The organism is Bacillus sp. ISL-78 (genome assembly GCF_018613455.1).
In the GTDB taxonomy this organism is placed as follows: domain Bacteria; phylum Bacillota; class Bacilli; order Bacillales; family DSM-1321; genus Peribacillus; species Peribacillus frigoritolerans.
In genome coordinates this window covers 120,380-142,686 of sequence record NZ_JAGGQC010000022.1, presented here as the reverse complement: position 1 = coordinate 142,686, position 22,307 = coordinate 120,380, and the positions used below count along the sequence as shown (strand labels likewise).

Here is a 22,307-nt window from a genome sequence, read left to right as displayed (position 1 = left end):
ACAACACGCTTAGGGGAATCCTAAGCGTGTAAGTGTATTATTTCAAACAGATGGCAAGTATTGTTCACAGATGGTGATATCATCGTCTTCTAGAACATAAGGATGTGTTTCCAGCAAAATGGTTTTCAGGTATTCTGGCATCCTCTCACCTTTGTACGCACAAATTAATGGAAATGACAGCAGATTTACAGCTTTGTCCACTGTTCTCTCAAAATCCTCTATGATATGCAGGGGCTCTTCCAAGGTTGCCCATTCCACATGTGCCCATGATCGGAAAGAGATTTTATTTTCGGCATAGGGCTGAACCGTTTTATTAAAGTATTCTTCGATTGCAGGAGGATGATAACTGCCGCTTGAGCAATAGAAATCGAAGTTGTTCACAAAGTGAAGGAGCTCCATTTGATCTTTTGTTAACCGAGTGCTTAGTTCTTTATGGATAATGGGGTAAATACGGTCATTTTCAACAAGAATGACGTAATCCCCCGCAATGATGCCATCTTGGATATAACTTAAAACTTGTTTAATGTAATCTTCCATTTCATTATAGGAATATAGCACATGAACATTTTTTTGGTCTTCGAACAACTGATTCATTTTGCTTTTCAATATATCAATCCTTCTTTCATGTATCGTTTCCTTTATACTAGAATTCCATAGCAGGACAAAATGAGAGTTTTTTAACAAGGACAAAAAGCAATCCTTCGCCATTGAAGGATTGCTTTTCCGTTTTATTTCAGCCGCTCGATCAGGTCGGTCATTTTATCCAAAGTGGTTATGTTCTGGTTGCATTTCATGCTGTCCAGACAAATATAATTCCCTTTTTTAATGAATGTCCCTTGGACGGTTCCTTTTGTTTCAGACATGAACATCCCTACTTCTTCAAAGCGGCTGCATATGGCACAGATCCCTTTTTTGTTGGCAGGTTTAATGGTTCCATGCAATCCGGTGAGTTTATTATGATGGGGGGCAATGATGAATTTCTTTCCGGATCCGACATCATCCCATCCCAGGTATGAAATCTCTCTCATATCGATGTTTTCCAACAAAGGGGTTTTTAATTTCTTTGCTTTAGGAAATAGTTTTTTTATCGTTTTTTCGGTTACTTCTTTAAATGGGATCACAAATGGCTTCACCTGTAAGAGAAAGGCTTCGGCTTGTGCGGAATCTTTGATGGTATCCACTGGGTCGAGCAGTTGTTTTTGCTCTTCGTTCAAATCACTGAATAAACTTAGTACTCTTTCCTTGGCGACTGTTTTCAGGGTGTTGATCACATCCTTATCGTTGGCAGTCGCGTGTCCATTTATGAGAATTTGTGTTTGGGATTTTATGAAGTTATACTGCTCGCTCCTGATAAAAGGTTCCATTTTCTTCACTCCTGTTTCTGACGTGTTACCGTTTCTCTTTACTTTACATAAATTACATCTGCTTTAAAAGGGGGAAAACGACTAAGAAACATTCTCGGCATACAAATAGCACTGATATCATTATCAGTGCTACCCGTGTAATCTTTACTTAGAATAAACGATTTTCTTGATGGTTTCCGCGGAGAGAAAATGTTCCTCGGCTAATTGATGGATGGAATGCCCGTCTTTGAATGCATATTTTATAGAGGCATTTCGGTCATCGATCAATTCCCGTGATCCCGAACGGGTTCCCCATTTGTGATGGGCTTTTTCGGGTTTAGGGATATATATGGTTTCACCTTGCACATACTTTTGAATTTCGACGATCAGCTTTTCAGGTAAAACGGCCGTCGCTTTTACATACTTCATTTCTGCCAGCCCCTTATTCTTTATTAAGAATGAAATAAGGTGCAAAGCCGAATATTAGAAATGATAAGGCGGGCGATTAGATTTAGCTTAATTCAACCCCATGCAAAGTATCGCCTCCAATACTAGGCTTTGCATGAGACGCTGCAGAAGGTGGCATTAACATTCGTATTGCCATCTTTACACCTCCCCTTTGTGTTTCTGAAGAACACGAGTTGTTCTTATTATAAAATAGATTAGGGTGGTTGCCAAACTTTTTCCAATATTAAAGCTGAATCGGCGGGCTGATTGTTTGATAATGTTCTGAGTCCATGAAATAATTTGGAGGGAAACCAAACTAACCATTATGGGAGCTGACTTTATGAAAGTATTCGTAGTTGGGGCAAATGGGCAGATCGGTAAACATCTTGTAGATTTATTAAAAGACAGCCCGGATCATAGTGTACGGGCAATGGTTCGCAAAGAAGAACAAAGTGAGCATTTAAAGAAAAATGGAATTGAATCTGCAGTCGTCAGTTTAACTGGATCAGTGGATGAGATTGCGAATGCGGCAAAAGGCTGTGATGCCATCGTGTTCACAGCAGGGTCCGGAGGTAGCACCGGTGCTGATCAAACGCTTTTGATTGATTTGGATGGTGCAGTTAAAACGATTGAAGCGGCAGAAAACCTGGGAATCGACCGATTCATTATGGTGAGTGCTTTTCAGGCCAATAATCGCGAAAACTGGAATGAAGCCATCAAACCGTATTATGTGGCCAAGCACTATGCGGATAGGGCATTGTTACAAAGCGATTTAAATTATACGATCATTCGGCCTGGCGGTCTGGTTAATGAACCGGGAACGGGCAAAGTGACCGCCGCCGAGGAATTGGAAAGAGGCTCGATTGCCCGTGAAGATGTGGCCCGAACGATCCTTGCTTCATTGACCGATGAAAATACCTATAAGCGTTCATTTGATTTAATCTCTGGCGATACTGCAATCGCGGAAGCCTTGAGGAAAATTTAACGTAAAACAGGGGCAGAGCCACTCAGGGGGGAGTGGATTCTGCTTATTTAATTCCTTCGATATGCTTGATGACCTTCGCTGGGTTTCCACCGACAACAACGCCTTCAGGAACATCCTTTATTACGACTGCCCCTGAGGCGACGACGGAATGACTCCCTATTGTAACGCCAGGATTGATGATGGCCCTTCCGCCAATCCATACATGATCCCCTATCATAACCGGTTTTCCGTATTCCACTCCAGAACTGCGTTCAAAGGGATCCAGCGGATGTGTGGCTGTATAGATATGCACTCCGGGAGCCAACATGCAGTCCCTGCCAATTTTCACTTCGCAAACATCCAAAATGACACAATCAAAATTAGCATAAAAGTTTTCCCCGACAGAAATATTGTATCCATAGTCACAACGGAAAGTGGGTTCAATATATACATTTAGCCCAGTGGAACCTAAAAGCCGTTTCAGCAGTGCAGTCCGTTCATCTCCTTCGCTTTCCGTTGTCTGATTGTATAACCGGGTCAACTTTCTGGCATTTTCCCTATCTCTGATCAATTCCGGATCAGCGGCGATGTAAGGTTTCCCGCTCACCATCTTTTCTTTTTCAGTATTCATGTGTGCGCCTCCTGTTTCTCTTAGTTTTAAAAAATATCTGAATATTAAAACGTTTTTCCTGCAAAATAAATTGCAGTACTTTTTACTCAACTTTTCTGTTGAACCTAAATGCCTCTCTCGTTTTTTAAAAAGAAGTAAGAAAAGAAAGATTTTTCCGAATAATGAATGAAATAGCTTTGACAAACGTTCCGCCGGATTTTATAGTAAGAAGAGTTATGGATGATTCATAGTTTCATGAAGGTCCATTTTAACAGATAAGTAGAGTGGTTCGAAGTCATGTCATTTTTTTCGGAAATTGTGGACAACTCTTTTCTTGGTTAAGATAATCACAAAACAATGGAGGGCTCTATATGTCACAGAAAGCACCGCTGTCTTTTGTCATTGTAACAGGGTTAATGCTTTTTGCTTTATTTTTTGGTGCAGGAAACTTAATTTTCCCTGCCATGCTCGGTCAATCCGCGGGGACCAATTTATGGTCGGCCAGTTTAGGATTCATCATTACTGGTGTTGGGCTGCCATTCATTACAATATTGGCCTTTGGTTTTTCAGGCAAAAATGATGTTCAATCCCTTGCAAGCAGGGCACACCCGTTATTCGGCATCATTTTCACCGTCGTTCTTTATTTATCTTTGGGACCGCTTTTCGCACTTCCCAGAACGGGGAGCGTATCCTACGAAATAGGGATTAAACCTTTCCTATCTAATGATGTCGGTTTTTTACCATTGCTGATATTCACGATCATATACTTTGGGATTGCCTGTATATTATCCATCAATCCATCAAAAATGCTCGATATCGTCGGAAAAATATTAACACCTTTATTATTGATTTTCATCGGGATTCTTATTGTGGTCGCAATTATTAACCCAATGGGTGAAATCCAGTCACCAGCGGCTAATTATTCAGATAATTCTTTCTTTAAGGGATTTAAAGAAGGATATTTGACCATGGATACGCTCGCCGGATTTGCATTTGGGATCATTGTCATCAACGCGATCAAAGATAGAGGGATAACATCAAGAAAAGAAGTGTTGGGCTTCTGTCTGAAAGCCGGCTTAATAGCTGCCACCTTGTTGGTTATCGTTTATGCGTCTATAACTTATGTCGGGGCAACAAGTGTGGAAAAACTCGGTCAACTGGGTAATGGCGGAGACGTTTTGGCTCAAGCCTCGAACCATTTTTTCGGACCGGCTGGTGCCGTGTTGTTAGGGTTGATTGTGATCGCTGCTTGCCTGACTACAAGCATCGGTTTGATAACCGCTTGTGCTACGTATTTCAATAAAATACTGCCTGCCGTATCGTATAAATCATATGTCGTCATCTTCTCCGTTTTCAGTGCGGCTGTTGCCAATGTAGGTTTGACCAAGCTGATTTCCATTACAGTGCCTGTGTTAACTGCGCTTTATCCCGTGGCGATCGTTTTGATTGTTCTTACGTTCTTCCATTCCTTATTCAAAGGGAAATCGGAGGTATATTTAGGAAGCTTATTATTAACGGCCATCATCAGCATAATGGATGGAATAGTGGCATCAGGCATTAAACTGGATACCGTTTCTGACCTTTTCACTCAATACCTTCCACTATATAGTGTTGGGGTGGGATGGGTGATTCCTGCCATCATCGGCGGTGTATTGGGCTATATGGTATACCTGTTGAAAGGTGATCCTAAGGAAGCCTATTAAGGGATATCGGAATGAACCTCGAATAACGTTGATTTCCACTCCAGGCACTCGCTTTCCGCGGGAGGTCCGGGAGCCTCCTCGGCACTCTTTGCGCCTGTGGGGTCTCCCTTGGCCGCGCTTTTCCGCAGGAGTCTCGTACCTTCCGTTCCAATCAACTGGATTGTCTTTAAAGAAAAACTGTAGTCGGTTTCATCTTTAAGCTTGATTAAGACAGGGTTACACTTTCGGTTTTTATTGTTTTATGAACCCTTGTTAGATTGAAGAAAATCGCCACACTCCTGCCGAATTTCTGGCTAGCCAAAACCCCACAGCCGCATGCGGTGAGGAGGCTTGGCAGACAGTCGGAGGATTTCAGAATTCAAGCTGGAACGTCTTTTTTAAAAAAACGGAGGTAAACTAGTTCTATATGGTTTTTTATTGTTTTATGAAACTGTGACACGCAATTTGCTTTGATGAGTCTTGGCTTCGGAGTAAGGGAGCGTATTTCAGAATGAAAAACTGAAGGGGAAAATCGCTTTATTCCGAGTTTATCTATTGTCGGGGAGCTGTCTTGATGACAGCTCCTTTTCTTAGTGTTTGTTTTTAATGGGAAAGAGCCTTAAAATGTTCAGAAAGGGGTGTAGGAACATAATGATCAATCGATTACCAACAGAAATAGCAAATATATTACAAACAAGCAAAAAGAATCCTGCTCAATTTGAGGAATTGATCAGGAGCGGCGGATATCTCCCTCCCGAGATGGAGTTGATGGTGGATGCCATCACGGCCTTGAGTATGGGGAAGAATATCCTTTTGAAGGGTCCGACAGGGGCTGGAAAGACAAAGTTTGCCGAGACTTTATCGAACTTATTCAATCAGCCGATGTTCAGCGTCAACTGCTCAGTCGACTTGGATGCAGAAAGTTTATTGGGCTTCAAGACGCTGGCTTACAAAGAGGAAAAACAAGTGATAGAATTCGTACCTGGACCAGTGACCAATTCGATGAATCACGGTCACTTCTTATATATAGATGAAATCAACATGGCAAAGCCGGAGACTCTGCCGCTTATCAATGGTGTGCTTGATTATAGAAGGACGATAACGAATCCGTTCACGAATGAAGTGATAACGGCAAAAGAAGGCTTTAATGTGATTGCTGCAATCAACGAAGGGTATGTCGGGACAGTGCCGCTGAACGAAGCGCTAAAAAATAGGTTTGTCATCATTGAAGTTCCTTATATCGAAGGGGAGCAGTTAAAGCAATTGATAGAAACCAATACAAAGCTGAAGGACCCAAGAAGTATTGATTTGTTCGTTAAACTGTCGAGTGATTTGATAAATGCCGTGAATCAAGGGAAGGTGGCTGAAGATGCGGCGTCGATCAGGGCTTTGCTTGATGCTTGCGATCTGAGTGTGTTGATCCCGCCGAAACGGGCGATTCTTCGTTCCATTGTGGATAAGTTGGACGAGGAACGGGAGCGTGAGTTCGTGAAGAACTTGGCTGACACATTATTCTAACTAGGAGAATGCCTCATGAAGTATATCCGGTTCAATGATTCAATAATAGATACGGCACTTTTTTTACAGCTTCAGGATCTTTCGACTGTTTTATCCGGCATTCCTGAGCTGGAATTCGAATACAATTATGGCTCCTTCATTGATCTGATCGAGAATAAGGTCACTGCCAGCCACTTTTGGGAAAATGGCAATAAGGAAGTGAAGGAAGCGGGTCTGAAAACGGACGTGCTTCTTAGAACGATAGGCACTCTGCATCATACAACAATCCGGAGCATGAAGGAGTACCAGGACAGCATCGGGGAAAGTTCACTTCCGAAGTTTGCTGCCCAATTATTCGCTTTGCTGGAAGATTTGCGATTGGAAGAATTGGTGAAGAAAGAAAGACCAGGCACGAAAAAATGGTTTTCGGTAAGGGGGGCTTACCTTAAACAATATTTCGAAAGCCAATTGGCGACGAATGTCACAAGAAGTTTTGCACTGGATGAATTATATTGCCTCATATATTTACTGCTTCAATCTGACAGGCCGGATCCGATTTTTCCTAGAGCCAATGAAAGGCAGCTGGAAGAACTGGAGAAACTCAAACCGTTCATCCATGCGGTCTTTGATGCCACTAAAACAAGTGATATCACGAGGATTTGCGAGCAAATCGTTTTCCGAGTGAACGATGGGTACGAAGATACGATGAATGAATATTTCATTTTCCCCATTGCAAGTGTGGAAAAGTATAAAGCAAATACCTTATTTGATGAACTGACTAGAAATGATGAACTGTTGAACGATGATACAGATGATGCAGACGAAGAAAAAAGTGAGTTCATTGATGAAAAATTCTCGACTTGGCATCGGGAGAACAAGAACAGCGAAAGTAATTCGACGTTTCTCCAATTTGAATTGGAGCAGGGAACGAAAACAAGCCTGATGGGCGGAGGTGCCCGGGAAGCGGAAGACGCCGACCAAGCACTGGCTTCGATCCAGGGTTCATCAGGGGAAAGTCAACAAAGGGAATACAATCAGCAAGAAACGCTGGAGAAGAAACAAACCAATATGGGCAAAAGCGGTGAACATCCATTTGGTGAAGAAAATAAAGACGTCGTTCAGGTAATCAAAGAAGCGAAGGTTCCAACACTTACGGAAGAGAAACGCTACCGGGAGTTTGTTGCGGATATCGAACCGTTCAAGAGAAAACTCTCCAGTACCATTGAAAAGACGCTCGAAAATAAAAAGAACGCACCAAGAAAAGATTTGGTTTTTGGCCGTTTATCAAAGAAATTACTGCCGCTTGTATTTGAAGAAAATCCTAGGGTCTTTTATAAAAAGAACCAGGATTCTAATGAAATGGATGCGGTATTCACATTGCTTATCGATTGCTCGGCTTCCATGCATAACAAAATGGATGAAACGAAACGAGGGGTCGTCCTATTTCATGAAGTGCTGAAGAAATTAAGGATCCCCCACTCGATCGTGGGATTTTGGGAAGATGCCAATGAAGTGAGGGAAGGATATCAGCCGAACTACTTCCATGTGATCCAATCCCATTCCGATTCTCTTTATCTAAACTCAGGAGCTAAAATCATGCAGCTTGAGCCAGAGGAAGATAACCGGGACGGATACAGTATCAGGGTTGCCGCAATGGAATTGGAAAAAAGACGCGAAAAAAACCGTTTCTTGCTCGTATTTTCCGATGGTGAGCCGGCAGCAAGCGATTATGATCAAAATGGCATTGTCGATACACACCTTGCCGTTTCTGAAGCCAGGAAGAAAGGTATCGAAGTCATCGGCCTGTTTTTAGCGGATGGAGGCATCGATGAGAGTGAAGAGAAGACGATGAAAAACATCTATGGCAAAGAACGCCTGATGATTCCGAGTGTAGCTGAATTGCCAGAGCAATTTACACCGCTGTTAAAAAAATTGCTGCTGAAGACCATTTAAGAAATATATAGATAAAAACGCAGTAGGATTCAATTTTGGATCTTACTGTTTTTTTTTGCTTTGTCAGCTATTGATGGAAATTTAAAATGAACGTCGAATGAGATTTCTTTTGTCTTGATTGGGGTAAACCATAGATGAGGAAGTGATCATTTTGATGAATTTACTTTTTATGGTGCTTTATTTTATAATCATCGCTCTTGTTATTGAAATATCGGTCACCTTGATGAAATTGACTGGATTAAAAAGCACAGTGGCAAGATTTCAGGTTATCTCCATGCTGACGGGTACTGGTTTTACAACTGACGAGTCAAAATCCATTATCGATCACCCCGTTCGAAGGAAAATAAGCATGTTCTTAATTTTATTTGGTGCATTCTCGCTTGCTGTCATCATTTCATCGATCAGTACATTGCTTACAGATGATCTGCGTTTGATGGAGTTAAGCATCATTATTGGAATCCTGCTGGTTTTAACCGTTATAGTGAAGGTTCCAATCCTGAATAATAGATTATCGAATAAGATGAAAAGTGAAATGTACAATCATTATGAATTATGGGAACACCCGATAGAAGAGGTCTTATTTTTAGAAGATGAAGACGTGGTCATGGAAATCGATATTTATGAGGACTCGGAGTTCATTGATGTCAAAGCCTTTGATGTCATCTCACATGGAGCCGACATCAATATTTTATTTATAGAAAGCGGAGAAGTGAAAATCAGAAAAGAGCTATATGAGTATAAAATCAAATTAGGGGATAATATCTTTTTATATGGCAATAAAAAAGAGATAGAAGAAACATTCTCAAAAGAAATCGAAGAGATGAAGAAAAAAAATGCATCGGAGTGAAAGGGATCCCAGCCTTAAATTTAGGGCTGGGATCTTTTGAGGAATGTCTTAATTAATGTTTTTTATTCGGTAATTTCTGAGCGGGATTCCCATTACCTTGACGGCGCATGTTGCCTTCTTCCTTTTTTTGCTGCTCTTGAATGCTTTCAACAAACTCTTTTGAACTTTTCATGGAATGTACCTCCTCCGTTATTTTCTTTTTTACTATAACCAGAAGAGGTGGAATTCATGAGTATGCAAAAAGGACGTAAAGTGGTAACTTTGTTCCACAAGTGAGTTGAAAAGAATATGGGTCGATCGTTTTAAATATCGCTATCTAATGTTAGAATACGTTACATTAGAATATTTTGAATATTGACAAAAATAGGGTCGATATCTATAATAATCAATAATAATATCCATGAATAAACGTTTATTGGGGTTTTGCCTATGGAACGGACAATGACCGTCCGGGATTTATGTGCGTTGCATACTCATTTATTGGACAGTGATATTCAAATTCTTGAAAACCTATCAACGAATTTATCGTTGATAGCCGATTTGAATAAAGCGAATGTGTTTATTGATTGTCCGGTGCGTGAAGGGAAGCATGCCATTGTCGTTGCAGAGGCATGCGGACATTCCGTGAAATCGGTTTACGATCATCCGGTTGTCGGGAAATTTGCTTATGAGGCATTTGAACCGGCCGTATTTTATGTATTGCGCACCGGAAAGGACATGTTCGTGAATCGGGCTTTGACTCAAGAGGGAGCGATGGTCCAGCAAAGTGTCGTTCCAATCAAGGGGGAATGCAATCGGGTCATCGCCGTTTTGATCATGGAAAAGGTGATTCATGAAGAACCTGAATCTTTCAATCAGTTTGATGGGAAAGATCAACAAAATTCCTTAGTTCCTGAATTTATCGAGGAGTCCATTTTCCTGATTAATAACCAAAACCGACTTGTTTATACGAATCCTGCTGCCATTAATTTCATATCGGAAATATGTTTGACGGACTGTGTTTTAGGTGAATCGATTTTCGATTATTTTCCTGGCTTTGCCGATGTTCTTGCTTCAAAAGAGGACATTTTGATGAAGGAAATGAACATTGGTAAAAAGATCATCCAACTAAAGAAGTTCCATTTGGGCAACAAGAATTCCAATGAAACGTTCATCATCATCCGGGACCTGACTGAACTGCGGGATAAAGAAAGGGAACTGATCAGCAAGTCAGTAGCGATTCGTGAAATTCATCATAGGGTGAAGAATAATTTGCAGACAGTGGCCAGTTTACTTCGGCTGCAAATGAGGTTAGGAGCCCCTGAAGAAAGCAAGCCCCATTTATTGGTCAGTTTGAACCGGGTGTTAAGCATATCGTCGGTTTATGAAATCATTTTGGCAAGCAGTCAGGTCGATCATGTGGATCTGCTGGAGCTTATTAGAAAAATAGGCGATATGATCGTTCATACGGAGGGTCAAGCTCGCCAATGCCTAAGCATTGAATATAGGGGTGAGCTTCATTCGATTGATTCCGACATTGGCATTTCGGTCGCGCTGGTGGTGAATGAGCTCATTCATAATTGTGTGAAACATGCTTTCAAGGAAGGGACGGAAGGGAACATTACCGTATCCTTGCTAAAGGATGGTCCTGAATTGGAACTTCAGGTAAGAGATGATGGGATCGGATATTCACCTGCAGTGAAACCTTCTTTGGGGCTGGATATCATCCGCATGACGGTGGAAAATGATTTGGATGGGGAGTTTTCGATTCAGCGGATTAAAGAAGGTACCCTGGCTTCTGTAAGATTTCCATACAAGAGGTAGGTGGGAGAAGTGGACAAGAGGATTTTGGTCGTGGAGGATGAATCGATTGTTCTGCTTGATATAACGATCATGCTCAAGGATGCAGGCTTCGATGTGGTTGGACATGCCCGTAATGGCGAGAAGGCGATTGAATTGGCACATGCACTGCAGCCGGATCTCGTTTTGATGGATATCAAAATGCCGAAAATGAATGGGCTTAAGGCTAGCGATGTGATATCCAATACCTTTCGGATTCCGGTCCTGCTTTTAACCGCATTCAGCCAGCGTGAATATATCGACGAGGCGAAGCGGGCGAATATCGTCGGATATCTTGTAAAGCCCATTACGGAGGCGAATTTGATTCCGGCAGTGGAGATAGCTTTGCTGCAAGCAGCCAATACAAAAAAGCATCAGGAACGAAATGCTCAATTGGATGAAACGCTCACAAGTCGAAAAGTCATTGAAAAGGCAAAAGGAATCATCATGAAAAGGAAGAATGTCACCGAAGAAATCGCTTACAATAAACTGAGAAGGCTTAGTATGGATAAGCAGCTTTCCATGGAGACGGTGGCACGTCGAATCATTGCAAATGATCAAAAACAAGTAAATAGATGAAGCAATGGCGCTTTGATGGACCAAATTGGTTGTAGGCAGGATTTCTGCCGAAAAACCTAAGTTTGGGCTATAAGAGGCGTCTTTTTTATACCCTTTTTTTAAGTTGATAGGCCAAATCAAATCGGAATTCAGGGGGAATATGTATGGAGATGGTAGGTAAATTCGTTATTTATATCATTATGGTGTGTGCCGTTGTCGGTGCTATTGCATCGATTAAAGACAGTGAGCGGGGCTTGGGGAAACAGTTCATGGAAGGTTTGCATACCGTTGGCCATATATTTATCCCGGCAGCTGGAATCATGGCCTCGATCCCTTATTTATCCTGGTTCATCAATACAGTATGCGGCCCGGTTTTCGCTGCGATCGGTGCAGATCCAGCCCTCGCCGCAACAACGATTTTGGCGACGGATATGGGGGGTTACCAATTAGCGGCCGAGCTGAAGGAATCATATGAAGGCTGGATCATGGCGATGGTTGTCGGCTTTATGTCCGGGGCAACAATTGTATTCTCGATTCCAATGGGGCTTGCGATGCTGGAAAAGCGTGATCATAAATACATGGCACTTGGTGTCATGTCAGGAATCCTGACGATTCCGATTGGCGCTTTTATCTCAAGCGTGCTGGTGGTGGCGACTAATTCGAAAATCCGCGAAGTGATTTCCACGAATGCGGATTCTACATACGAATTCGCGTTGAGCTATTTGAAAATTGCCCTGAACCTTTCTCCGCTTCTTATTTTTGTGGTCTTGCTCGCGTTAGGCCTTTATTTCCTCCCGGATTTGATGATTAAAGGTTTCATGTGGTTTGGAAAAATATTGGACGCCGCGATTAAACTAGTGCTCGTGTTTTCGATCGTGGAAATTTTCACCGGATTGTTTTCCAAAGTATTTGGTGCTTGGGGCTTCCATCCGATCATGGCCGATAAGGCAGACCAGTTCCGTGCCCTTGAAACGGCGGGGTATATCGGGATAATGCTGGCAGGTGCATTTCCAATGATTTACCTGATTCAAAAATATGCAGGCAAGCCATTGGAAGCGATGGGCGGGAAAATCGGGTTGAGCAAAGCCGGGAGTGCAGGGATATTAGCCACGATAGCCAATATATTAGCCATGTTCAAGCTTGTTAAAGAAATGCCGCCGAAGGATAAGGTCATAAACATTTCCTTCGCTGTGTGTGCGGCCTTCCTATTGGGAGATCATTTATCATTCACAGCCAACTTTCAGCCTTCCTTAATATTACCGGTCATTGTCGGGAAGCTATCTGCCGGAGCGATTGGAATCGGACTTGCTTACTGGCTGTCCGTTCCGAAAGCTTTGGAATTAGAAGAAAAGGATCGAGCGGCAGGGGTTATCGGCAGAAATGAATATAAAACGAAAAACGAGGAAGAAAAAAGCAATGAAATCCAAGTGGTGTGAAACTGGGGTGTGATTTTAATGAATGAACAGGTGGAACGAATCATCAGTGCAGGAATTGATATTGGCACCAGTACGACGAAACTTGTTATCAGCGAGCTTTCGCTTAGGAATGTGGCGGGTGGCGGACAGGTGCCAAAAATTGAAATTACCGATAAGGAAATTTTGTATCGAAGTCCCATTTTCAGGACCCCGCTTGTATCAGAGACGGTAATTGACATACCTGCTGTTCAAAGAATGGTGGAAAGTGAATACCAAAAAGCAGGAATCACGATCGAAAACATACAAACAGGGGCTGTCATCATCACTGGGGAAACGGCAACCAAACAAAATGCAGAAGAAATGGTGTACCGGTTATCTAAAGCGGCGGGGGAATTCCTTGTAGCGGCAGCCGGTCCGGATTTGGAGGGGATCATTGCCGCCAAGGGATCCGGCGCCTATCAACATTCCATCAAGACAAGAAAGACTGTAGCGAACATAGACATTGGCGGGGGGACAGCGAATATTGCCGTATACCGTTCAGGCATGCTTTGCGGAACCTGCACACTGCATATAGGAGGCCGTTTGGTGGAGTGGGAAGGAGCGAAGGTGAAGGTTGCTCCTTCAATAGGAAAATGGCTGAAATCAAAAGGGCACTCTCCTTTGAATGGTGAAGGGGCAATCATCGCAAATGAAATGGCGAAGGTGCTTTCGAGGTTTTTGGCTGGCTCCTTCACAAAAGAAGATGAACTTCTATTAGTTGGGAAGGAGCCATCTTGGACAGAACGAATAGACGTGTTGATGTTCTCGGGCGGTGTCAGTGATTGCATCTATCATGAAGAACGGGAGGACGAAAGCTTCCGGGATATCGGCATGATGCTTGCCGCCTCCATCAAGGAAAGTGAAGAATTGGCTAAATGGGAGTGGGAACTGCCCGTTGAAACGGTTCGGGCGACTGTACTTGGAGCAGGCGCACATACAACTGAAATCAGCGGAGCAACCATCGAGGTGAATGATTCTCATCTGCCAGTTCGTAATATTCCAGTCTATCGGGTCGATTTTTATGGCGGGCTTGATGATGTAACCGCGAAAATGGCACAAGCTGTTCAGGATGCGATCACCATATACGACGCTTTGCAGGAGGGGCTGAATTTTGCCTTTTATTTAACGAATTTACCTTATCAATCATTTCGGGACATTCACCGGCTTGCAGTCGCTTTTACCGAGGCACTGAAGCAAAAACCGAATCGGCAGCAGCCTCTGATCATTGTCATGGATAGTGATTATGGAAAGGCACTTGGTCAAACCATTCTAGCGAACCAACCGGATCTGCCGGTCATCTGCATTGATCAGACAGAAGTGGAACATGGTGACTATTTAGATATAGGAAGGCTGCTGCGGACAGGGGTCGTTCCGGTTGTAGTAAAAACGCTAACCTTCCACAGTTAGGAAAAGGAGGATCATACGATGAAATTATCCACTCAATACTTTGGGGAAACCCATCAATTCAAATCGTTGAAAGAAGTCCTGGCCAAAGCGAATGAAGAGAAATCAGGAGATAGGCTTGCGGGAATTGCAGCAGATTCCGTTCAAGAACGGATTGCGGCGAAAGCGGTGCTTAGCGAATTGACTTTGGCGGACATCAGGAATTATCCCCTGCTCTCCCCGGAAGAGGATGAGGTGTCGCGGATCATAGATGGTCTCATCAATGGAACCATTTATCAATCTGTGAAGAATTGGAGCGTGGCCGAACTGCGTGAATATATTTTGAGTGACGAAACGACAGGCGAGGACTTGAAACGATTAAGCAGGGGATTGAATAGTGAAATGATTGCAGCGGCAGCCAAGTTGATGTCGAACCTCGACCTTATCCATGCAGCCAATAAAATCGAAGTGCTCACTAAGAATAATAGCACAATCGGATACAGAGGAACGCTGGCTTCGCGCCTTCAGCCTAACCACCCGACAGACAATGTGGATGGCATGCTGGCTTCTTTAAAGGAAGGCCTCTCCTATGGAATCGGGGATGCACTCATTGGAATCAACCCTGTCGATGATTCGGTCGAAAGCGTAAAGCGGCTGCTTCATGCGACACAGGATGTCATCCAGAAATGGAACATCCCGACCCAAAATTGTGTGCTTGCGCATGTGACCACGCAAATGAAAGCCGTTCAGCAGGGGGCGCCTGCTGATATGATCTTTCAAAGCATAGCCGGGACGGAAACGGCCAATCGCTCTTTTGGAATTAACGTACAATTGCTCGAAGAAGCTAATGAGATCGCGAAGGCCTATGGCACCGGCACAGGCCCGCAGCATCTTTATTTTGAAACGGGGCAAGGCTCCGAGTTATCGGCCGAAGCGCATTTCGGAATCGATCAGGTGACGCTTGAAGCCAGGAACTATGGATTTGCCCGTTATTTTGACCCGTACATTGTCAATACGGTCGTCGGATTCATCGGCCCTGAATATCTATATAACAGCAAGCAGGTCATCCGGGCAGGGTTAGAAGATCATTTCATGGGAAAAATGCATGGACTGCCGATGGGGGTCGATATTTGCTATACGAATCATATGAAGGCGGATCAAAATGATATCGAGGACTTGGGTGTACTTTTAACCGCGGCAGGTGTTAATTTCATCATCGCAACTCCGATGGGGGATGACTGCATGTTAAACTATCAGTCTTTGAGCTATCACGATATAGCGACTTTGAGGCAAACGATGGATAAGCGGCCTGCCCCATTATATGAAGCTTGGCTGGAGAAGATGGGGATCATGGAGAACGGAAAATTAACGAAGCTTGCCGGTGATCCAACTATATTTAACCATTAGGAGTGGATGATATGGGAATGAATAATAAGGAAGATTTGGCTGCCATGATAGCGAAAACCCCTGCGCGGATAGGGGTAGGCAGGTCAGGGACCCGGCCGAAAACGGATTCTTGGCTGAAATTCCGTTTTGACCATGCAGCGGCCGTCGATGCTGTATATGGTGAAGTCAGTGATATTCTCTTGAAGCGCTTGGATTTATTCAAGGTGAAAACGAAGGCCGATGATAAGGAAGTCTATTTACGGCGTCCGGATTATGGCAGGAAGCTTTCGAATGAAGCCAAGAGGGTCATAGAAGCCAAATGCATAAAGGCCCCAACGGTTCAAATCATCATTTCCGATGGCTTAAGTGCCAAGGCGATCGAAGAAAATGTCGAGGACGTCTATTTATCTTTCAAACAATCTTTGGCAGTGGCAGGTCTGGATACGGGTACACCTTTTTATATTGAAAAGGGCCGGGTTGCCGTGATGGATGATATCGGTGAAATCCTTAGACCTGAGGTCATTGTCCTGTTGATCGGTGAACGGCCCGGTCTTGTCAGTGCTGAATCATTGAGCGCTTACATTTGCTATAAACCGCGTTTGGGCACCATTGAAGCGGAGAGGATGGTCATTTCCAACATCCATAAAGGAGGGATCCCCCCTGTTGAAGCTGGAGCGCATCTAGGCACGGTCATTCAAAAGATCCTCAAATACCAAGCGAGCGGCATGTCCCTCGTGAAGAAGGAACATGAAGAAGAAAAGCGTGAAAAACTCGGTTGACAAAATAAAGTGGAGAAGCTCTCAGTTTGTAGGGTTCGGAATGTTTTCATCCCGAACCTTGATTTTATGTTATTTTTGCGACACTCCTGCCGACAAACTGGCTAGTCAAGACCCCACAGGCGCTTGAGCCGAGGAGGCTTGGCAGACAGTCGGCGGAAAGGGAGCGAATTTCTGAAATCGGTTGGAATGCTTTTAAAATAAAAAAACTGCAGGCACTCGCTTTATTTGCCTGCAGTCTGGGGGAGCGGATCGCTCCCTATTTACTTGTCCCTAAATTCCATAAACCAAACGGGTTGTAGAAGGGATGTTCTTCTTCAGATCTAAAGTCTTGAAGGCCCGTCAATATAAAGTCGGGTGCATCTTGCTGAATGCTAAAGGTTTCGCCATTCTTAAAGAGAGGCCGTTCACCTACATGGTAATAATTGAATGTGTTAAGCAGGGCAGCCGCCTCTTTCGGACTCATTGTGTTAAGTGTCACGGCATCCGGAAGACCAAAGGCTTTCATTCCGAAAGAACAATAATAGTCTTCCTCTCCGATGATCGTGACAAAATGGGCATATACCGAGAGAATATCCGGGCTATGATGAAGATGCTGCCAATCTTCCTTTGAATGGGCAATTCCCGCCGTTTCTATTTTCACTGCCATACCGCCTGCCTTGAGGATCGCTGCCCCGGCATCGATCAAATCGATAACAGTTCCGGTATCGGATACATCGGCTATTATATAAACGGTAAAGGTATGGCCATTGATTTCCTCTAATGCATTCTCTGAAAAGGCGTCTTTACTGGCGTAAGAAAAGCTCTCTTTTAAAGTGGGTTCATAATCATGGATCTCCGACTGAAACGTAATGTTCTTATCACTGTTATGAAAAACATTCCCGGCTAACAGATACCCTTCGCTTTGGGAAGCGACCGTTTGAATCAATTCTTTCCGGTCCTTCCATTTACCGGGTATCCCGATGATGATTCGGTTGTCCTTCATGGATCATCTCTCCTTTCCAATCACTTCATACTATACCACTACTGATGTTTTCCATAGCATTTCATGAAAAATGGCGCAATGCACCGATAAATGCCAGTGAGGGATGTGCAGGACTTTTTCAAAATTATACAATTGATGTATAATATAATCTAGTAAACGTATAGCCTATCTTCAAAGGAATTCCCTTTGTGGGTTTTCTCATAGGGCCGTATCTTAATAATCTATTCGTGATGAAAGAGAGTGGAATATAATGGGTCGTAAGTGGAATAACATTAAAGAAAAAAAAGCGTCAAAAGATGCTAATACTAGTCGGATTTATGCTAAGTTCGGACGGGAAATATATGTAGTGGCAAAACAAGGCGAACCAGATCCAGAATCCAATCAGGCATTAAGGGTCGTACTTGAGCGTGCGAAAACGTACAATGTTCCAAGAGCGATCATTGACCGTGCGATTGAAAAAGCCAAAGGCGGTTCGGAAGAAAACTATGACGAACTTCGTTACGAAGGATTCGGTCCAAATGGTTCAATGGTCATCGTGGATGCCTTGACAAACAACGTGAACCGGACGGCATCTGATGTACGTGCCGCATTTGGGAAAAATGGCGGGAATATGGGTGTCAGCGGATCTGTTGCTTATATGTTCGATGCAACGGCTGTCATCGGGATTGAAGGTAAAACGGCTGATGATGTTCTTGAGCTGTTAATGGAAGCGGATGTTGATGTACGTGACATCATTGAAGAAGAAGAAAGTGTCATCGTTTATGCCGAGCCTGAACAATTCCATGCTGTACAACAAGCATTCAAGGATGCAGGAATCAGCGATTTTACAGTGGCAGAGCTGACGATGCTTGCACAAAATGACCTAACCCTTCCGGAAGATGCACAAGCACAATTCGAAAAAATGATCGATGCATTGGAAGATCTGGAAGATGTTCAACAAGTTTATCATAATGTAGATCTTGGTGAATGATAAAATGAGCAGGCCTTTGCAATGATCAAAGGTCTGCTTATTTCATTTGAAAGGAAAGAGCCTGTTCCGAAACACGAAACAGGCTCTTTCCTTTTGATTATTCACTTATGGTGATTCCGGAAAGTTCACGGTCTTTCTTGACCTTTTCCAATTCCGAAATGGTGACAAGTTGATACCCTTGGTCATGCAGTTGTTTAATGATTTTTCCTGCAGCCTGGGCGCTAGTTTGATAGATATCATGCATTAATATGACTCTGCCATCTTTGGCTTTGCTCATCACTTTGTTTACGATTTTCTTTTCATTGCGTTCTTTCCAATCTTCTGGATCGACATCCCAAAGTGAGACTTTCATATCCTCCATGTATTCCCGCACATTATGGTTAATCGCTCCATATGGGGGACGGACGAGATTTGGCTCAGTACCTGTCGCTTTTTTTACAGCGTCTTGGGTCTTTTCGATTTGATCTGCGATTTTGTTCTTGCTTAAGCGCGTCAGCTGGGGATGATCCCATGAATGGTTGCCGATCTCATTTCCTTCCTGCAGCATTTTTTGCAGGACTTCCGGGTAGTGCTGTACGCGGCTTCCAAGTACGAAAAACGTCGCGTGACCATCATGTTTTTTCAGGTCTTCCAGAATGGACATGGTATGACTTGGATGCGGTCCGTCATCGAACGTCAAGGCAATGACCTTTTTTGAAGGGTCGATCCATTCATTTTGCACGGGCAGTTTGGCGACGATATTTTTCGGCTGCCATTCCTTTACACGATCCTCATTCAAATCTTGACTTTGATATGAATCTAGCAAACTATCTTTAAAAAGATCCTTCTTGATGGCTATTGTATGGGTCTTAGTTGAATCATCAGTCTTAACGTAGAAAACGAGCGTATTTTTAAAGACTGAAAAAGAATTGAAGTTGGCTGCCTTCAGCTTGTTTTCCTTTTTAATGAGACTGTTTGAAATGCCTTCTTCTTCCTTCTGCGTTAACTCTTCAAAAACAATATCGGATAAAACGGATAAATAATCAGTATCCGTGGCAAAGATGTCTTCTATAGAGAGCTTTTGCTGAGATGGAATATCATAAGTGAAGATTTGGGTTCCAGACTGCTTCTTTCCTTCCACTTGCTCATATTTATCGAAGGAAATCGTAATGGTCTGTTTGCTGAAATGGAGGATCGTATAGGTGAGGTTAAGCTCGGAAGCTTTTCCGTCGGATGCTTTCCATTTCTTTTCATAATCCTTAATTTCTTTCTTTATGTAGGCTTCTAGCTGCTTGTCGATATTTTCTAAATGCAGAACGGGCCTGCTGGCTGAATACCCGCCTTTCGTATTATCTTTCACATACGTTTGAATATCGGCTTCTGGGTAATTTTTATCAGTTGTATAGGCCGAAACGGTTCTCTTCTTATCAAAAGCAAGGCTTTTAATGGCTAACCCCATCGTTCCTACAGCAGCTGTTAGACAAAATAGAAAAATAAAGACTTTTTTATAATTTAATTTCCTCATGATGCACTCCACCTCGATAATCATTCTACTATATAGACGCGCCAAAAGCCTTAAAAGTTTGTAAAAAATTTCATTTTTTTATATTTATATATTTCCTTGCACATTTTCAAACTTTTATGGCTGCACCAACGTCTATTCTTTGTACCTAGGATACGTAATTTAAATGTAAGGAGCTCTAACATGTAATGAAAAACCCAGATATGAATCAATTAATCGCGGCCCGGATAACCGAAAGGCAAGAGAATTTGTACAGACTTGCTTTTTACTATGTCAAAAACCAAGAGGATGCCCTGGATATCGTGCAGGAATCAATCAGGAAAGCGCTAGTCTCCAGCAGCAAAATCAAAGACGCCGCTTCTATAGATAGTTGGTTATATAAGATCATCGTCCGAACGGCACTGGATGTTTTGCGGAAGAAGAAGAAACTGACCGTCGCCGATGATGAAACAATAGAATACTTGCGCCGCGGTGAGGAGGATCACTATCCTGACCTGGATTTGCAAAAGGCCCTGGAAGGACTTTCAGTCAAGTACAAAACGGTAGTCGTCCTCCGTTTCTTTGAGGACCTGAAGCTGGACGAGATAGCGGAAGTGCTGGAAGAAAACGTAAGCACGATTAAAACGAGATTATATAAAGCGCTGCAACTATTGCGGATCAACATGACTGAACGGGAGGAAACGAAAAGATGGAAAAAAAATTAAAAGATCTGCGGGAAGAATATCTTAAAATACCGATACCAAAGGAATTGAATGATGTCGTTCAAGCAGCCTTGAATGAAAAGCCAAGGAAGAAGCCGAGGGTTGGCAGGAATATTCTCGTGTCAGCGGCTGCAGCGCTCCTGATCGTGACAGCTTCCGTAAACATCAGTCCGGCAGCGGCGAAAGCCATGAGTGATATACCGATAGTCGAGAAGGTCATCAAAGTGATTACCTTCGTCGAATGGAAAGAAGAAGCGAATAATTCTTCGGCAGTAATCAAAACGCCTGCAATATCCGGTCTCGAGAATAAACAGCTCGAAGATAGCTTGAATGATAAATACTTATCGGAAAGCAAGCAGCTTTATAAGGAATTCACGGATTCCATGTCAAAACTGAAGGAAGGGGAAAAGGGCAATATCTCGGTGGAAAGCGGATATGTGATATTGACGGATAATGAAACGATATTATCCGTACAGCGTTTTACGGATACGATTTCTGCTTCCAGTTCGACAGAAAGTCAATTCGATACAGTCGACAAGAAAAACGAAGTGCTGTTAACGCTAAATAGCTTATTTAAAGATGATCGCTATCTTCAGGTGATCAGCGAGAACATCAAGGAACAGATGAAGCGGCAGATGGCTGAAGATCCGGAAAAGATATATTGGGTGGAAGATGATGATCTTACTGCTTTTAAAGGCATCGATGAAAACCAAAGCTTTTATATAAACGAAGATGGCAAGCTAGTCATCGCGTTTAACAGCTATGAAGCTGCACCGGGATATATGGGTGCCGTCGAGTTCATCATCCCGACACAGGTGCTGTCAGACCTTCTTGTTGGCGATCAATATATCCATTAAAATGGCCCTATTGTCATTCTTAGGCTGTTTTCACATACTTTGTTGCTATTTACCAAGTAGTGAGGTGTGGTTGATTTCCCCTCCAGATGCTCGCTTTCCGCGGGGCGGGCGGCGAGCCTCCTCGGCGTTAACGCCTGTGGGCTCTCCCCTGTCCCGCTGCTCCCGCAGGAGTCTCGCACTTCCGCTCCAATCAACCTTAAATCGTTTCGTTTAAAACAACAATCTTTACGAAAAGAGCCAATTCCTATGACGGGCGGAAGGTTTTTAAAACGGCATAATACCATTAAAAAAGACGAACAACGTTACTGACTTACAGTAACCTTGGTTCGTCTCTTTTTTGTTCGAATTTCATCTGATCCAGTTCCAGCCTCATTTTTTCCGTCTCCATAAGGAAGTTTTCATGTTTAAGTTTTTCAAGCTCCAATTCAACTTGCAGCATCTTGTGTTTGGTTTTTGACTGTTTTTCGAAATGGCTTGTCAGTATGGCGATTATAGGGATGGAAAAAATCATCACGACGGTTATGATCCCGAACATTATGGTGCCTCCTCGTTTTTATATCTATTATACGGTGAAT

At 43.1% G+C, this 22,307-nt stretch carries 22 protein-coding genes; 14 read left to right on the top strand and 8 right to left on the bottom strand.

What is annotated here, in order from left to right:
• Nucleotides 1–42 precede the first annotated feature (42 nt).
• The 3 genes from J7I96_RS20010 to J7I96_RS20000 all read right to left on the bottom strand — a co-directional run bounded on the left by J7I96_RS20010 (nt 43) and on the right by J7I96_RS20000 (nt 1,772).
• Nucleotides 43–606, bottom strand: a complete 564-nt coding sequence (locus J7I96_RS20010; RefSeq protein ID WP_214925215.1) for an MEDS domain-containing protein — start codon at nt 604–606, stop codon at nt 43–45.
• A gap of 122 nt (nt 607–728) precedes the next feature.
• The gene (locus J7I96_RS20005) at nt 729–1,364 is read right to left on the bottom strand and encodes a FusB/FusC family EF-G-binding protein (protein WP_214925212.1); all 636 of its coding nucleotides are present in this window, start codon (nt 1,362–1,364) and stop codon (nt 729–731) included.
• Nucleotides 1,365–1,508: 144 nt separating this feature from the next.
• Nucleotides 1,509–1,772: a CD3324 family protein gene (locus J7I96_RS20000; RefSeq protein ID WP_034310602.1), complete on the bottom strand. Its 264-nt coding sequence runs from the start codon at nt 1,770–1,772 to the stop codon at nt 1,509–1,511.
• A 358-nt stretch (nt 1,773–2,130) separates the two neighbouring features.
• On the opposite strand from J7I96_RS20000, the gene J7I96_RS19995 reads away from it, so the two are divergent.
• Nucleotides 2,131–2,775, top strand: a complete 645-nt coding sequence (locus J7I96_RS19995; RefSeq protein ID WP_096340928.1) for an SDR family oxidoreductase — start codon at nt 2,131–2,133, stop codon at nt 2,773–2,775.
• 43 nt (nt 2,776–2,818) lie between these two features.
• On the opposite strand, the gene J7I96_RS19990 is transcribed toward J7I96_RS19995, so the two are convergent.
• A complete protein-coding gene (locus J7I96_RS19990) occupies nt 2,819–3,385 on the bottom strand; it encodes a maltose acetyltransferase domain-containing protein (protein WP_214925211.1) in 567 nt (188 codons plus the stop codon).
• A gap of 350 nt (nt 3,386–3,735) precedes the next feature.
• Here J7I96_RS19990 and brnQ point away from each other — a divergent pair, with 350 nt between their 5' ends.
• From brnQ to J7I96_RS19970, 4 genes are all read left to right on the top strand, one after another.
• Entirely contained in the window at nt 3,736–5,067 is a 1,332-nt protein-coding gene (gene brnQ, locus J7I96_RS19985) for a branched-chain amino acid transport system II carrier protein (RefSeq protein ID WP_214925210.1), read from the top strand.
• 630 nt (nt 5,068–5,697) lie between these two features.
• On the top strand, nt 5,698–6,564 hold the full coding sequence (locus J7I96_RS19980; protein ID WP_214774030.1) for an ATP-binding protein: 867 nt from the start codon (nt 5,698–5,700) through the stop codon (nt 6,562–6,564).
• Nucleotides 6,565–6,579: 15 nt separating this feature from the next.
• A complete protein-coding gene (locus tag J7I96_RS19975; protein WP_214925209.1) occupies nt 6,580–8,496 on the top strand; it encodes a vWA domain-containing protein in 1,917 nt (638 codons plus the stop codon).
• 154 nt (nt 8,497–8,650) lie between these two features.
• Nucleotides 8,651–9,343 carry a hypothetical protein gene (locus J7I96_RS19970; RefSeq protein WP_214925309.1) on the top strand — a complete coding sequence of 231 codons (693 nt, stop codon included), beginning with the start codon at nt 8,651–8,653 and terminating at the stop codon, nt 9,341–9,343.
• A 52-nt stretch (nt 9,344–9,395) separates the two neighbouring features.
• Here the strand turns inward: J7I96_RS19970 and J7I96_RS19965 are convergent, their stop codons facing one another.
• On the bottom strand, nt 9,396–9,515 hold the full coding sequence (locus J7I96_RS19965; protein WP_048686276.1) for a DUF4023 family protein: 120 nt from the start codon (nt 9,513–9,515) through the stop codon (nt 9,396–9,398).
• A gap of 257 nt (nt 9,516–9,772) precedes the next feature.
• Here J7I96_RS19965 and J7I96_RS19960 point away from each other — a divergent pair, with 257 nt between their 5' ends.
• The 6 genes from J7I96_RS19960 (at nt 9,773) to eutC (ending at nt 16,721) form a co-directional block, all read left to right on the top strand.
• Nucleotides 9,773–11,146 carry a sensor histidine kinase gene (locus tag J7I96_RS19960; protein ID WP_214925208.1) on the top strand — a complete coding sequence of 458 codons (1,374 nt, stop codon included), beginning with the start codon at nt 9,773–9,775 and terminating at the stop codon, nt 11,144–11,146.
• 9 nt (nt 11,147–11,155) lie between these two features.
• Entirely contained in the window at nt 11,156–11,740 is a 585-nt protein-coding gene (locus tag J7I96_RS19955; RefSeq protein ID WP_214925205.1) for an ANTAR domain-containing response regulator, read from the top strand.
• 143 nt (nt 11,741–11,883) lie between these two features.
• Nucleotides 11,884–13,155, top strand: coding sequence for an ethanolamine utilization protein EutH (eutH, locus tag J7I96_RS19950; protein ID WP_214925202.1), 1,272 nt, complete (start codon nt 11,884–11,886; stop codon nt 13,153–13,155).
• 18 nt (nt 13,156–13,173) lie between these two features.
• Nucleotides 13,174–14,580 carry an ethanolamine ammonia-lyase reactivating factor EutA gene (locus J7I96_RS19945; protein WP_214925200.1) on the top strand — a complete coding sequence of 469 codons (1,407 nt, stop codon included), beginning with the start codon at nt 13,174–13,176 and terminating at the stop codon, nt 14,578–14,580.
• Nucleotides 14,581–14,598: 18 nt separating this feature from the next.
• Nucleotides 14,599–15,963 carry an ethanolamine ammonia-lyase subunit EutB gene (locus tag J7I96_RS19940; protein ID WP_214925194.1) on the top strand — a complete coding sequence of 455 codons (1,365 nt, stop codon included), beginning with the start codon at nt 14,599–14,601 and terminating at the stop codon, nt 15,961–15,963.
• Between the two features lie 11 nt (nt 15,964–15,974).
• Nucleotides 15,975–16,721: an ethanolamine ammonia-lyase subunit EutC gene (gene eutC / locus J7I96_RS19935; protein ID WP_214925193.1), complete on the top strand. Its 747-nt coding sequence runs from the start codon at nt 15,975–15,977 to the stop codon at nt 16,719–16,721.
• A gap of 256 nt (nt 16,722–16,977) precedes the next feature.
• Here the strand turns inward: eutC and J7I96_RS19930 are convergent, their stop codons facing one another.
• On the bottom strand, nt 16,978–17,703 hold the full coding sequence (locus J7I96_RS19930; protein WP_214925192.1) for a DUF4261 domain-containing protein: 726 nt from the start codon (nt 17,701–17,703) through the stop codon (nt 16,978–16,980).
• A 250-nt stretch (nt 17,704–17,953) separates the two neighbouring features.
• On the opposite strand from J7I96_RS19930, the gene J7I96_RS19925 reads away from it, so the two are divergent.
• A complete protein-coding gene (locus tag J7I96_RS19925) occupies nt 17,954–18,673 on the top strand; it encodes a YebC/PmpR family DNA-binding transcriptional regulator (protein WP_053536610.1) in 720 nt (239 codons plus the stop codon).
• A 97-nt stretch (nt 18,674–18,770) separates the two neighbouring features.
• Here J7I96_RS19925 and J7I96_RS19920 read toward each other — a convergent pair whose 3' ends face one another.
• Entirely contained in the window at nt 18,771–20,177 is a 1,407-nt protein-coding gene (locus J7I96_RS19920) for a polysaccharide deacetylase family protein (protein WP_214774010.1), read from the bottom strand.
• A gap of 185 nt (nt 20,178–20,362) precedes the next feature.
• Here J7I96_RS19920 and J7I96_RS19915 point away from each other — a divergent pair, with 185 nt between their 5' ends.
• Nucleotides 20,363–20,878, top strand: coding sequence for an RNA polymerase sigma factor SigV (locus J7I96_RS19915; protein WP_096340710.1), 516 nt, complete (start codon nt 20,363–20,365; stop codon nt 20,876–20,878).
• Nucleotides 20,863–21,732 carry an anti-sigma-V factor RsiV gene (rsiV, locus tag J7I96_RS19910; RefSeq protein ID WP_214925190.1) on the top strand — a complete coding sequence of 290 codons (870 nt, stop codon included), beginning with the start codon at nt 20,863–20,865 and terminating at the stop codon, nt 21,730–21,732. The genes J7I96_RS19915 and rsiV overlap by 16 nt, the downstream gene beginning before the upstream one ends.
• 310 nt (nt 21,733–22,042) lie before the next feature.
• Here the strand turns inward: rsiV and J7I96_RS19905 are convergent, their stop codons facing one another.
• Complete coding sequence (locus J7I96_RS19905; protein WP_034310640.1) at nt 22,043–22,267, bottom strand: hypothetical protein; 225 nt, start codon at nt 22,265–22,267, stop codon at nt 22,043–22,045.
• Nucleotides 22,268–22,307: the final 40 nt, after the last annotated feature.

Bases quoted from the DNA above. Each gene is read 5' to 3' on its own strand.
- J7I96_RS19990 (WP_214925211.1), bottom strand. From the start codon at position 3,385: ATGAATACTGAAAAAGAAAAGATGGTGAGCGGGAAACCTTACATCGCC.
- J7I96_RS19915 (WP_096340710.1), top strand. From the start codon at position 20,363: ATGAAAAACCCAGATATGAATCAATTAATCGCGGCCCGGATAACCGAA.
- J7I96_RS19980 (WP_214774030.1), top strand. From the start codon at position 5,698: ATGATCAATCGATTACCAACAGAAATAGCAAATATATTACAAACAAGC.
- rsiV (WP_214925190.1), top strand. From the start codon at position 20,863: ATGGAAAAAAAATTAAAAGATCTGCGGGAAGAATATCTTAAAATACCG.
- eutC (WP_214925193.1), top strand. From the start codon at position 15,975: ATGGGAATGAATAATAAGGAAGATTTGGCTGCCATGATAGCGAAAACC.
- J7I96_RS19970 (WP_214925309.1), top strand. From the start codon at position 8,651: ATGAATTTACTTTTTATGGTGCTTTATTTTATAATCATCGCTCTTGTT.
- J7I96_RS19930 (WP_214925192.1), bottom strand. From the start codon at position 17,703: ATGAAGGACAACCGAATCATCATCGGGATACCCGGTAAATGGAAGGAC.
- J7I96_RS19920 (WP_214774010.1), bottom strand. From the start codon at position 20,177: ATGAGGAAATTAAATTATAAAAAAGTCTTTATTTTTCTATTTTGTCTA.
- J7I96_RS19995 (WP_096340928.1), top strand. From the start codon at position 2,131: ATGAAAGTATTCGTAGTTGGGGCAAATGGGCAGATCGGTAAACATCTT.
- J7I96_RS20000 (WP_034310602.1), bottom strand. From the start codon at position 1,772: ATGAAGTATGTAAAAGCGACGGCCGTTTTACCTGAAAAGCTGATCGTC.
- J7I96_RS19905 (WP_034310640.1), bottom strand. From the start codon at position 22,267: ATGTTCGGGATCATAACCGTCGTGATGATTTTTTCCATCCCTATAATC.
- eutH (WP_214925202.1), top strand. From the start codon at position 11,884: ATGGAGATGGTAGGTAAATTCGTTATTTATATCATTATGGTGTGTGCC.
- J7I96_RS19925 (WP_053536610.1), top strand. From the start codon at position 17,954: ATGGGTCGTAAGTGGAATAACATTAAAGAAAAAAAAGCGTCAAAAGAT.
- J7I96_RS19940 (WP_214925194.1), top strand. From the start codon at position 14,599: ATGAAATTATCCACTCAATACTTTGGGGAAACCCATCAATTCAAATCG.
- brnQ (WP_214925210.1), top strand. From the start codon at position 3,736: ATGTCACAGAAAGCACCGCTGTCTTTTGTCATTGTAACAGGGTTAATG.
- J7I96_RS20005 (WP_214925212.1), bottom strand. From the start codon at position 1,364: ATGGAACCTTTTATCAGGAGCGAGCAGTATAACTTCATAAAATCCCAA.
- J7I96_RS19945 (WP_214925200.1), top strand. From the start codon at position 13,174: ATGAATGAACAGGTGGAACGAATCATCAGTGCAGGAATTGATATTGGC.
- J7I96_RS19965 (WP_048686276.1), bottom strand. From the start codon at position 9,515: ATGAAAAGTTCAAAAGAGTTTGTTGAAAGCATTCAAGAGCAGCAAAAA.
- J7I96_RS19960 (WP_214925208.1), top strand. From the start codon at position 9,773: ATGGAACGGACAATGACCGTCCGGGATTTATGTGCGTTGCATACTCAT.
- J7I96_RS19975 (WP_214925209.1), top strand. From the start codon at position 6,580: ATGAAGTATATCCGGTTCAATGATTCAATAATAGATACGGCACTTTTT.